The sequence below is a fragment of the Pseudomonas sp. MF5691 genome (assembly GCF_016405645.1).
GTDB lineage: Bacteria > Pseudomonadota > Gammaproteobacteria > Pseudomonadales > Pseudomonadaceae > Aquipseudomonas > Aquipseudomonas shahriarae.
On record NZ_JAEKDC010000014.1, the window covers coordinates 114229 to 126239 of the forward strand.

The 12011-nt window shown below is 59.7% G+C and carries 10 protein-coding genes; 5 read left to right on the top strand and 5 right to left on the bottom strand.

The features are described from left to right. From frr to rpsB, 4 genes are all read right to left on the bottom strand, one after another. Window positions 1-558, bottom strand: coding sequence for a ribosome recycling factor (frr, locus tag JFT44_RS19855; RefSeq protein ID WP_057439907.1), 558 nt, complete (start codon window positions 556-558; stop codon window positions 1-3). Next, entirely contained in the window at window positions 555-1298 is a 744-nt protein-coding gene (gene pyrH / locus JFT44_RS19860) for a UMP kinase (protein ID WP_003172271.1), read from the bottom strand. Before pyrH ends, frr begins: the two co-directional genes overlap by 4 nt. A gap of 211 nt (window positions 1299-1509) precedes the next feature. Further along, complete coding sequence (gene tsf / locus JFT44_RS19865) at window positions 1510-2373, bottom strand: translation elongation factor Ts (RefSeq protein ID WP_003172264.1); 864 nt, start codon at window positions 2371-2373, stop codon at window positions 1510-1512. A gap of 193 nt (window positions 2374-2566) precedes the next feature. Then, window positions 2567-3307 (bottom strand): 30S ribosomal protein S2, encoded by a 741-nt coding sequence (gene rpsB, locus JFT44_RS19870; protein ID WP_029297291.1) that lies wholly within the window; start codon window positions 3305-3307, stop codon window positions 2567-2569. A gap of 386 nt (window positions 3308-3693) precedes the next feature. On the opposite strand from rpsB, the gene map reads away from it, so the two are divergent. The 3 genes from map (at window position 3694) to dapC (ending at window position 8592) form a co-directional block, all read left to right on the top strand. Next, window positions 3694-4476, top strand: coding sequence for a type I methionyl aminopeptidase (gene map, locus JFT44_RS19875; protein ID WP_032858167.1), 783 nt, complete (start codon window positions 3694-3696; stop codon window positions 4474-4476). A gap of 67 nt (window positions 4477-4543) precedes the next feature. Then, on the top strand, window positions 4544-7246 hold the full coding sequence (locus tag JFT44_RS19880; RefSeq protein ID WP_057958694.1) for a [protein-PII] uridylyltransferase: 2703 nt from the start codon (window positions 4544-4546) through the stop codon (window positions 7244-7246). A gap of 146 nt (window positions 7247-7392) precedes the next feature. Beyond that, window positions 7393-8592 carry a succinyldiaminopimelate transaminase gene (dapC, locus tag JFT44_RS19885; protein ID WP_057958693.1) on the top strand — a complete coding sequence of 400 codons (1200 nt, stop codon included), beginning with the start codon at window positions 7393-7395 and terminating at the stop codon, window positions 8590-8592. Window positions 8593-8672: 80 nt separating this feature from the next. Here dapC and JFT44_RS19890 read toward each other — a convergent pair whose 3' ends face one another. Further along, on the bottom strand, window positions 8673-10316 hold the full coding sequence (locus tag JFT44_RS19890; RefSeq protein ID WP_057958692.1) for a Na+/H+ antiporter: 1644 nt from the start codon (window positions 10314-10316) through the stop codon (window positions 8673-8675). A gap of 264 nt (window positions 10317-10580) precedes the next feature. On the opposite strand from JFT44_RS19890, the gene JFT44_RS19895 reads away from it, so the two are divergent. Further along, on the top strand, window positions 10581-10889 hold the full coding sequence (locus JFT44_RS19895) for an arsenate reductase (RefSeq protein ID WP_232545463.1): 309 nt from the start codon (window positions 10581-10583) through the stop codon (window positions 10887-10889). Window positions 10890-10921: 32 nt separating this feature from the next. Beyond that, window positions 10922-11956, top strand: a complete 1035-nt coding sequence (dapD, locus tag JFT44_RS19900) for a 2,3,4,5-tetrahydropyridine-2,6-dicarboxylate N-succinyltransferase (protein WP_198799989.1) — start codon at window positions 10922-10924, stop codon at window positions 11954-11956. Window positions 11957-12011 lie beyond the last annotated feature (55 nt).

Genomic DNA, 12011 nt, shown 5'->3' on the forward strand with positions numbered 1-12011 from the left:
TTATACGGCCATCAGGTCCTTTTCTTTCTCTTCCGTGGCCTTGGTGATCAGGGCCTCGGATTCCTTGGTCAACTTATCGATATCGGCGATGGCACGACGTTCTTCGTCTTCGCTGATTTCTTTGTCCTTGACCAGTTTCTTCAGGTCACCCAAGGCATCGCGACGGATGTTGCGCACGGCAACGCGAGCATCTTCAGCTGCGCTGCGCGCCTGCTTGGTGAAGCCCTTGCGGGTTTCTTCGGTCAGGGCCGGCATGGAGATCAGCAGCAACTCACCCAGGTTGGTCGGGTTGAGGTTCAGGCCAGCGCTCTGGATAGCCTTGTCGACGGCAGCGAGCATGTTGCGCTCGAAGGCCACGACCTGCAGGGTGCGCGAGTCTTTTACGGTCACGTTGGCCACGCCGCTCAGCGGGGTGTCGGAACCGTAGTAAGGCACCATCACGCTGCCCAGGATGCTTGGGTGGGCCTTGCCGGTACGAATCTGGCCAAACGCGTGGTTCAGAGACTCCAGGGATTTTTGCATACGCGCTTGGGCGTCTTTCTTGATTTCATTGATCATTGTTGGCCTTCCTCGATCAGAGTCCCTTCTGCGCCGCCGTGTACGATATTCAGCAGGGCGCCGGGCTTGTTCATGTTAAATACGCGCAGCGGCATCTTATGGTCGCGGCACAGGCAGATTGCCGTCAGGTCCATCACACCCAGCTTGCGATCCAGCACTTCATCATAAGTCAGATGATCGAACTTCTCGGCATGCGGGTCTTTGAATGGATCGGCAGTGTAGACACCATCGACCTTGGTGGCCTTGAGCACTACGTCGGCATCAATTTCGATGGCACGCAGGCAGGCAGCCGAGTCGGTGGTGAAGAACGGGTTGCCGGTACCGGCGGCAAAAATCACCACCTCTTTGGCATTCAGGTGGCGCATGGCTTTGCGGCGATCATAATGATCGGTCACACCCACCATGGAAATGGCCGACATCACGATGGCCGAGATGTTGGCACGCTCCAGGGCGTCGCGCATGGCCAGGGCGTTCATCACAGTGGCCAGCATGCCCATGTGGTCGCCAGTGACCCGATCCATGCCAGCAGCGCTGAGCGCGGCGCCACGGAACAGGTTGCCACCACCGATCACCAGGCCGACCTGGACGCCGATACCGACCAGTTGGCCGACTTCCAGCGCCATGCGGTCAAGCACCTTGGGATCGATCCCGAACTCTTCCGAGCCCATCAGGGCCTCGCCGCTAAGCTTGAGTAGAATGCGTTTATAGCGAGCCTGATAACCACTGCCCTGCTGAGCCATTGCGAATCTCTCCTGCGGCGTATTTTTAAAAAATTCTTGGCGAGCCGTTTACGGCTTGCGTTCACTCTAGCTGGACGCTGTCACAGCGCCATCGGAACACGGCTTTGTAAGCCAGTTCCAAAGGGAAGCCAAATAAAATTGAGCATCCCATTTGAAAAGAGGCTGCGCGCGTGAGCGGGCAGCCTCTCTTGGGCGACAGTTGAAAACTGTCTTATTGCTTAGCGGCAGCCAGCTGGGCAGCAACTTCTTCAGCGAAGTTGTCGACCGGCTTCTCGATGCCGTCGCCTACTTTGAAGTAGGTGAAGGAAACGATTTCAGCACCGGCTTTCTTGGCCAGCTCGCCAACCTTGATTTCAGGGTTCTTGACGAACGCCTGCTCAACCAGGCTTGCTTCGGCCAGGAACTTGCTGATACGGCCTTTGACCATGTTCTCAACAATGTTTTCTGGCTTGCCTTTGATTTTTTCTTCGTTCAGCTGCAGGAACACAGCTTTTTCGCGCTCGATCGCTTCGGCAGAAACTTCCGAAGGCAGCAGGAACTCAGGGTTGCTGGCCGCTACGTGCATAGCGATGTCTTTGGCCAGTTCAACGTTGCCGCCCTTGAGGACAACTGCAACACCGATCTTGTTGCCGTGCAGGTAACCACCGACAACATCACCTTCAACGCGCACCAGACGACGGATGTTGACGTTTTCGCCAACCTTGCCGACCAGTACCAGACGATCAGCTTCTTGAGCGGCGATCAGCGGAGCGGCGTCAGTCAGTTTGTCGGCGAACGCTTTTTCAACGCTAGCAGCAACAAATGCCTTGAAGTCGTCCTGCAGAGCCAGGAAGTCGGTCTGCGAGTTCACTTCCAGCAGAACGGCAGATTTACCGTCTTCCTTCAGAGCGATAGCGCCTTCAGCAGCGACGTTGCCTGCTTTCTTGGCAGCCTTGATCGCGCCCGAAGCACGCATGTCATCAATGGCTTTTTCGATGTCGCCGTCAGCCTTTTCCAGGGCTTTCTTGCAATCCATCATGCCTTCGCCAGTACGCTCACGCAGTTCTTTAACCAACGCTGCAGTAATTGCTGCCATTTTCAAATTCCTCTTGGATAGGTTTTCAACCATTCCACCCGACTTGTACGGGCGTTCAATTCTTCCCGAACCACCCTTGTTAACCGCTGCACGTTACAGATGCTGTAGCTGTGCCGCTCACAAATGGTTTTCGAGGTGGCAAAAAGGGGGCCAAGCCCCCTTTTTGCTTACTGAGTCAACGCCAGGGCGTCAATTACTCAGCTGCAGCGACCGGTGCTTCTTCAGCAGCGAACTCTACGGTGCCGCCGCCAACATTGTTGCGGCCACGGATTACAGCGTCAGCCATCGAACCCATGTACAGCTGGATAGCGCGGATTGCGTCATCGTTGCCTGGGATGATGTAGTCAACGCCTTCCGGGCTGCTGTTGGTATCGACTACGCCGATAACCGGGATACCCAGCTTGTTGGCTTCGGTGATCGCGATGCGCTCGTGATCAACGTCGATAACGAACAGTGCGTCAGGCAGACCGCCCATGTCCTTGATACCACCCAGGGAACGATCGAGCTTTTCCAGGTCACGGGAGCGCATCAGCGCTTCTTTCTTGGTCAGCTTGGCGAAAGTACCGTCTTCGGCTTGCACTTCAAGGTCACGCAGACGCTTGATGGAAGCACGGATGGTTTTGAAGTTGGTCAGCATGCCGCCCAACCAGCGGTGATCGACGTACGGCGAACCGCAACGTGCTGCTTCTTCAGCAACGATCTTGCCAGCGGAACGCTTGGTGCCGACGAACAGAATCTTGTTTTTGCCCTGAGCCAGGCGCTCTACGAAAGTCAGAGCTTCGTTGAACATTGGCAGGGTTTTTTCAAGGTTGATAATGTGGATCTTGTTACGCGCGCCGAAAATGTACTTACCCATTTTCGGGTTCCAGTAACGGGTCTGGTGACCGAAGTGCACACCGGCCTTCAGCATATCGCGCATGTTGACTTGGGACATGATAGTTCCTTAATAAGTCGGGTTTGGCCTCCACGTATCCCAATGACCAACCAGCGGCTTCAAGGCCTCCGGCACCCAGGTCATCGTGTCGACACGTGTGTGGATTTAAGCTTTGCGGGGTATCCCCGGAAAGCGGCGCATTTTATACCACAGCATCGGCAAAAACGAAACCCGCAATCGCACTTGCTTGCCGCCAGCGCCACCCAAGCCATTGAATCGGGTGAAAATACCCACACCTTATAGAGAGAAGCGATAGCCAGACACTCATGGTTTACACCTTGCGTCTGTTAGAATCGCGTTTTTTGGGCTTGTGCGAACGCTGCACCTTTTTGTCGCACGCCCGTAAACCGTATTGATTTCAGCGCGTCGCGCTAGAGAGAGCCTGTATGACCGTTACCCTGAAAACCGCCGAAGACATCGCAGGTATGCGCGTTGCCGGCAAACTGGCGGCCGACGTACTGGAAATGATTGCCGAACACGTCAAGCCCGGCGTCACCACCGAAGCCCTGGACCGCATCTGCCATGACTATATTGTCGACGTGCAGAAAGCCATCCCCGCGCCGCTGAACTACAAAGGCTTCCCCAAGTCGATCTGTACCTCGATCAACCACGTGGTCTGCCACGGCATCCCAGGCGACAAGCCGCTCAAGGACGGTGACACGCTGAACATCGACGTCACCGTGATCAAGGACGGCTATCACGGCGACACCAGCCGTATGTTCCATGTCGGCAACGTGCCGGTGTGGGCCGAGCGCCTGTCCCAGGTCACCCAGGAATGCATGTACAAGGCCATCGAGCTGGTCAAGCCGGGCTGCCGCCTGGGCGATATCGGAGAAGTGATCCAGAAGCACGCAGAAAAGAACGGCTTCTCGGTAGTCCGTGAGTTCTGCGGCCACGGCATCGGTAAAGTGTTCCACGAAGAGCCACAGATCCTGCACTACGGCCGTGCCGGCACCGGCATGGAACTCAAGGCAGGCATGACGTTTACCATCGAACCGATGATCAACCAGGGCAAGGCCGACACCAAGGTGCTGGGCGACGGCTGGACGGCCATCACCAAGGACCGCAAGCTCTCGGCGCAGTGGGAACATACCCTGCTGGTCACCGAGACGGGCTATGAGATCTTCACCCTGCGCGCCGACGACACGATTCCCCGCGTTTCGGCCTGATGCTTGCAGCGGGCTTTCCAGATAGCAATGTTGTGACCTACACCTAGATAGAAAGGAAAGCCGATCAATGCCCCAGGTGGATCCAGAACTCTTCGACCGTGGCCAGTTCCAGGCGGAACTGGCGCTGAAGGCCAGCCCCATAGCAGCCTTCAAGAAGGCCATCCGCCAGGCCCGCGAGGTGCTCGACGAGCGCTTTCGCAGCGGCCGGGAGATTCGCCGGCTGATCGAGGATCGTGCCTGGTTCGTCGATAACATCCTGCAAAAGGCCTGGGAGCAGTTTGATTGGAGCGAGGACGCCGACATCGCCCTGGTGGCCGTCGGCGGCTACGGCCGTGGCGAACTGCACCCCTACTCCGATATCGACCTGCTGATCCTGCTGGACAGCGCCGACCATGAGATCTTTCGTGACTCCATCGAGCGTTTTCTGACGCTGTTGTGGGATATCGGCCTGGAAGTCGGCCAAAGCGTGCGTTCGGTGGCTGAATGCGCCGAAGAGGCCCGCGCCGACCTGACCGTGGTCACCAACCTGATGGAAAGCCGCACCATCTGCGGCCCCGAGCGTCTGCGCCAGCGCATGCTGGAAGTCACCAGCACCGCGCATATGTGGCCGAGCAAGGAGTTCTTCCTGGCCAAGCGCGCCGAGCAGAAAGCCCGGCATCACAAGTACAACGACACCGAATACAACCTGGAACCCAACGTCAAGGGCTCGCCCGGCGGGCTGCGGGATATCCAGACCATTTTGTGGGTCGCCCGTCGCCAGTACGGCACCCTCAACCTGCGGGCCCTGGCCGGCGAAGGCTTTTTGGTGGAGAGCGAAAACGCCCTGCTGGCCTCGTCCCAGGAGTTCTTGTGGAAGGTGCGCTACGCCCTGCACATGCTGGCCGGACGCTCCGAAGACCGCCTGCTGTTCGACCACCAGCGCTCCATCGCCACCCTGCTGGGCTTCGAGGGCGAAGACGCGAAGACCAGCATCGAAAGCTTCATGCAGCAGTACTACCGGGTGGTCATGAGCATCGCCCAGCTCAGCGACCTGATCATCCAGCACTTCGAAGAAGTAATCCTGGCCCCCGAAGACGAAGCGCCGCCGCAACCGATCAACGCCCGCTTCCAACTGCACGATGGCTATATCGAGGCGCGTAACGACAATGTGTTCAAACGCACGCCGTTTGCCATGCTGGAAATCTTCGTGCTGATGGCCCAGCAACCGGAAATCAAGGGCGTGCGCGCCGATACCATCCGCTTGCTGCGGGAAAACCGTCACCTGATCGACGACGAATTCCGCCACGACATCCGCAACACCAGCCTGTTTATCGAGCTGTTCAAGTGCAAGGTCGGCATTCACCGCAACCTGCGGCGCATGAACCGCTACGGCATCCTCGGGCGCTATCTGCCGGAGTTCGGCTTTATTGTCGGGCAGATGCAACACGACCTGTTCCATATCTATACAGTCGACGCCCACACCCTGAACCTGATCAAACACCTGCGTAAGCTGCAATACACCCAGGTGTCAGAGAAATTCCCGCTGGCCAGTAAGCTAATGGCCAAGTTGCCCAAGCCTGAACTGATCTACCTGGCCGGCCTGTATCACGATATCGGCAAGGGCCGGCATGGCGACCACTCGGAAATCGGCGCAGTGGATGCCGAAGCCTTCTGCCAGCGCCACCAGTTGCCGCAGTGGGACAGCCGCCTGATCGTCTGGCTGGTGCAGAACCACCTGGTGATGTCCACCACCGCCCAGCGCAAGGACTTGTCCGACCCGCAGGTGATCCATGACTTTGCGCAGATCGTCGGCGACGAAACCCGTCTCGACTACCTGTACGTGCTGACCGTCTCCGACATCAACGCCACCAACCCGACCTTGTGGAACTCGTGGCGCGCCAGTCTGTTGCGCCAGCTCTACACCGAGACCAAGCGCGCCTTGCGCCGTGGCCTGGAGAACCCGGTGGACCGCGAAGAGCAGATCCGCCGCACCCAGAACGCGGCCCTGGATATCCTGGTGCGCGGCGGCAACGACCCGGACGATGTCGAGCAGCTCTGGTCGCAGTTGGGGGATGATTACTTCCTGCGCCACACCGCAGGCGACGTGGCCTGGCATACCGACGCGATCCTGCAGCAGCCGGCCGACGGCGGCCCATTGGTGCTGATCAAGGAAACCACCCAGCGCGAGTTCGAAGGCGGCACGCAGATCTTTATCTATGCGCCGGACCAGCATGACTTCTTCGCCGTGACCGTGGCCGCGATGGACCAGCTGAACCTGAACATCCATGACGCGCGGGTCATTACCTCCAGCAGCCAGTTCACCCTCGACACCTATATCGTGCTCGACACCGAAGGCGAGTCCATCGGCGACAACCCCGAACGCGTGAAGAAGATCCGCGAGGGCCTGACCGAGGCCCTGCGCAACCCGGACGACTACCCGACCATCATCCAGCGCCGGGTACCGCGCCAGCTCAAGCACTTCGCCTTTGCGCCCGTGGTGACGATCCACAACGATGCCCAGCGCCCGGTGACGGTACTCGAGCTCAGCGCCCCCGATCGCCCTGGCCTGCTGGCGCGGATCGGCGGGATTTTCCTGGAGTTTGACCTGTCGTTGCAGAACGCCAAGATTGCCACCCTGGGCGAGCGGGTCGAAGACGTGTTTTTTATTACCGATGCCGACAACCAGCCACTGTCCGACCCTGAACTGTGCCGCCGCTTGCAGGACGCCATCGTCGCGCAATTGAGCGTGAATCAGGAGCCTGGCGCGGAGTTGTCCAGAATAACCATTTGAGTTGAATTTAATTTCCCTGTGGACGCGGACCTTGTAGGGGCTGGCTTGCCTGCGATGCGGGCGGCGCGGTGTATCTGGTGCACCGAGGCGATGCCATCGCAGGCAAGCCAGCTCCCACAGGGCCGCGCTCAACGATAGAGGCCCCGATGAACAACGCTCTGAACCAACTGCAACCCTACCCGTTCGAGAAATTGCGTGCCCTGCTGGGCAGCGTCACACCAAACCCGGACAAGCGCCCGATTGCCCTGTCCATTGGTGAACCCAAGCACAAGTCCCCGGATTTTGTAGCCCAGGCCCTGGCCAACAATCTGGATCAGATGGCGGTATACCCCACTACCCTGGGGATCCCCGCGTTGCGCGAGGCTATTGGGGCCTGGTGCGAGCGGCGCTTCGACGTGCCCAAGGGCTGGCTGGACCCGGCGCGCAATATCCTGCCGGTCAATGGCACCCGCGAAGCCCTGTTCGCCTTCACCCAGACCGTGGTCAACCGGGGCGACGATGCCCTGGTGGTCAGCCCGAACCCGTTCTACCAGATCTACGAAGGCGCAGCGTTCCTCGCCGGCGCCAAGCCGCACTACCTGCCGTGCCTGGATGAAAACGGCTTCAACCCGGATTTCGACGCGGTCTCGGCCGACATCTGGAAACGTTGCCAGATCCTGTTCCTGTGCTCCCCCGGCAACCCGACCGGCGCACTGATCCCGGTCGACACCCTGAAAAAACTGATTGCCCTGGCCGACCAGTACGACTTCGTGATCGCCGCCGACGAGTGCTACAGCGAGCTGTACTTCGACGAGCAAACTCCGCCGCCAGGCCTGCTCAGCGCCTGCGTCGAGCTGGGCCGCCAGGACTTCAAGCGCTGCGTGGTGTTCCATAGCCTGTCCAAGCGCTCCAACCTGCCGGGCCTGCGCTCGGGGTTTGTGGCCGGAGATGCGGAAATCCTCAAGGCCTTCCTGCTGTACCGCACTTACCACGGCTGCGCGATGCCGGTGCAAACCCAGCTGGCAAGCATCGCCGCGTGGCAGGACGAGGCTCATGTACAGGCCAATCGTGACCTGTATCGGGAAAAATTCGACGCCGTATTGGCGATTCTCAAGCCGGTACTCGACGTGCAAAACCCCGATGGGGGCTTCTACCTATGGCCGAACGTCGAGGGCGACGATGCCGCGTTCTGCCGCGATTTGTTCGCGGAAGAACATGTGACCGTGGTGCCGGGCTCGTACCTGTCGCGGGAAGTGGATGGCTTCAATCCAGGGGCCGGACGGGTGCGCCTGGCATTGGTTGCGCCATTGACCGAATGTGTTGAAGCCGCCGAACGGATGCGCAACTTCATCCAGCGTCGTCGTTGATGACAGGGGCCGCTCCCGCCCAGGAGCGGCCTGCGCGTTGAGATCGCGCAAGGGCAACAGGGGTAAGTCAGCCCACACGGCTACTTCTGGGTCCCCAGGTTGGCCTCACTCATATCCAGGTCGGCCAGCACTTCGCGCAGCACGTCATCGCCAATCTGGTGGTGACGGCTCAGGCTATACAGCTCCAATCGCTGCGCGCGCAGGGCCTTGAGCCGTAACTTGCGCTCCAGATGATCCATCTGCAGCGCCAGCGCCTGGGCTTCGGCCGAGTCATTGAACACCTCCAGTTGATGGCGATATTCCGACATGATCCGTGCCTTGAGCTCTGCCGCCAGTGCAGCCTGGGCCGCATCCAGGGGCGCCGCGTCGGCGGCCTCCTCTGCTTCCAGGGCATGAATCGCGGCTTCGGCGGTTTTCTTCCAGGCATCACGCACCTCGCCGCGCCGCTTGTCATCCGGGCTCTTCTCGATCCCCCGCAACAACAAGGGCAAGGCGATACAGGCGGCGACCAATGACAACAGGATTACCCCGGCGGCAATGAAGATCAGCAGGTCGCGCTCGGGAAACGCCTGGCCAGGCGCCATCAGCAACGGTACTGACATCACACCGGCCAGGGTCACCGCCCCGCGCACCCCGCCAACCGTCAACAGCCAGCAGGACCGCGCGGTGGGCACCAGTGTCAGCTCACTTTTACCGCGCAGGCGACGCAGCAGACCGGACAGACGCCAAATGCTCTGTACCCAGATAAACCGCAACACCAACAACACCAGGAAGATCGCGATCACGTCCAGGCAGCGATAGAACAAGGTCGGCCACAGCGTGGCTTCGTGGCTGGTCACCGCCTTGATGATGTCCGGCAACTGCAGGCCCAGCAGCAGGAAGATCAAACCGTTGAAGGCAAACTCCAGCAACGACCAGACACTGCGATTGAGCAAGCGTGTACTGGTCTGGCGTGGCAGCAGGTCCAGCCAGCTCTGCATCATGCCCGCCGCCACGGCCGAGAGAATCCCCGAGGCGCCCAGGCGTTCAGCCAACACATACGCCGCAAACGGCAGCAGCAACATAAACACCACATGGGTCGCCGGATCATCCCAGCCCCGGGCAATCATCCAGGCCCGCAGGCGCCCCACCAGCCAGCTCAAGGCTACGCCAATGGCCAGGCCACCGACCGCCACCAGCACAAATGTCAGGCTGGCATCGGCCAGGGAAAATACCCCAGTCAACGCCGCCACCAGGGCGAACTTGAAGGTCACCAGGCCCGACGCATCATTCATCAAGGCCTCGCCCTGAAGCATGTGCATCAAAGGCGTGGGCAAGCGGTTCTGGGAAATCGCCGACACCGCCACCGCATCCGTCGGCGACAACACTGCCGCCAGGGCGAAAGCCACCGGCAAGGGAATGCTCGGCAACAACCAGTGGATAAAGTACCCGGCGCCCACCACGGTAAACAGCACCAGCCCCACGGCCAACGTCAGGATCGGCCCACGCAGGCGCCACAGCTCACGCTTGGGCATGCGCCAGCCATCGGAGAACAGCAACGGCGGCAGGAATAGAAACAGAAACAATTCAGGGTCCAACGCCACATGCAGCCCCAGGGTCGGCCACGCCAGCAAGGCACCAGCGGCAATCTGCACCAACGGCAACGGCAAAGGGATCACACGCCCGACCAGACGCGAAACGCTGACCAGCATCAGCAGGATAAGAACGGTGTAGGCGGTTTGCATAAAGCGGGGTTCCTGGACAATCGACTTGCAATGACACACTTGAGGCAACAACGCGCCTTTGAAGTGCCATATTAGCTGCCTATGCTGTTGCCGGGCTTTTGCACATAAGTCGCACCTCGTACCGTAAGGAGTGACGAGCGGCACCGAAACTGTTTTGTCGTGGCATAATCCGTGATCGTTTGTTTCCAGCAGCCCAAAGGGGGCAGTTCCTTGACCGATTCAAGCAAAACATTGCACCTTTTTGGCATCAAAGCCTGCGACACCATGAAAAAGGCCCGTACCTGGCTCGATGAAAATGCCATCAGCTATGAGTTTCATGACTACAAGACGGCCGGTATCGACCGCGAACACTTGACCCAATGGTGCAATGAGCACGGTTGGCAGGTGGTTTTGAACCGTGCAGGCACGACCTTTCGCAAACTCGAAGACGAACGCAAAGCCGATCTCGACCAGGCGAAAGCCGTTGAACTGATGCTCGCACAACCCTCGATGATCAAGCGCCCAGTGCTCGATCTCGGTGACAGAACCCTGATTGGCTTCAAGCCAGATAGTTATTCGGCGGCCCTCAAGTAGGCCAGCCACTTCATTTTTGTAGAGGTAACAGCATGTCCAATTCCCTGTTCAGCCTGGGCTTCGGCGTCGGCACCCAGAACCGCCAAGGTGCTTGGCTGGAAGTGTTTTACGCGCAGCCATTGCTCAACCCTTCGGCCGAAATCGTCGCTGCCATCGCGCCGATCCTTGGCTACACCGAAGGCAACCAGGCGATCACCTTCACCATTGCCCAAGCCTCGCAACTGGCTGATGCACTGAAAAGTGTAGATGCCACCCAGGCCGCCCTGCTGACCCGCCTGGCCGAAAGCCACAAGCCGCTGGTCGCCACGTTGTTGGCCGAAGATGCCGCACTGACCTCCACCCCTGAGGCCTACCTCAAGCTGCATCTGCTCTCCCACCGCCTGGTCAAGCCCCATGGCCTGAGCCTGGCGGGTGTGTTCCCGCAACTGCCGAACGTAGCCTGGACCAGCCAGGGTGCGATCGACATCGGCGAACTGGCCGAGCGCCAACTGGAAGCGCGCCTGCGTGGCGAGCTGCTGGAAGTGTTCTCGGTGGACAAGTTCCCGAAAATGACCGACTACGTGGTCCCGGCCGGCGTGCGTATCGCCGATGCCGCACGTCTGCGCCTGGGTGCCTATGTGGGCGAAGGCACCACCGTGATGCACGAAGGCTTCATCAACTTCAATGCGGGCACCGAAGGCCCGGGCATGATTGAAGGCCGTGTATCGGCTGGCGTCTTCGTCGGCAAGGGGTCGGACCTGGGCGGCGGTTGCTCCACCATGGGCACCCTGTCGGGCGGCGGCAACATCGTGATCAAGGTGGGCGAAGGCTGCCTGATCGGCGCCAACGCCGGTATCGGTATCCCATTGGGTGACCGCAACACCGTGGAATCGGGCCTGTACGTGACTGCCGGCACTAAAGTGGCGCTGCTCGATGAGCAGAACCAACTGGTCAAGGTGGTCAAGGCCCGTGAACTGGCTGGCCAGCCGGACCTGCTGTTCCGCCGTAACTCCGAGACCGGTGCCGTGGAGTGCAAAACCCACAAGTCGGCCATCGAACTGAACGCAGCGCTGCACGCTCACAACTAAGCAGCGACTCGATGCCACCGGAGCCGGCCGTGCCTTGCAGCACGGCCGGTTCATA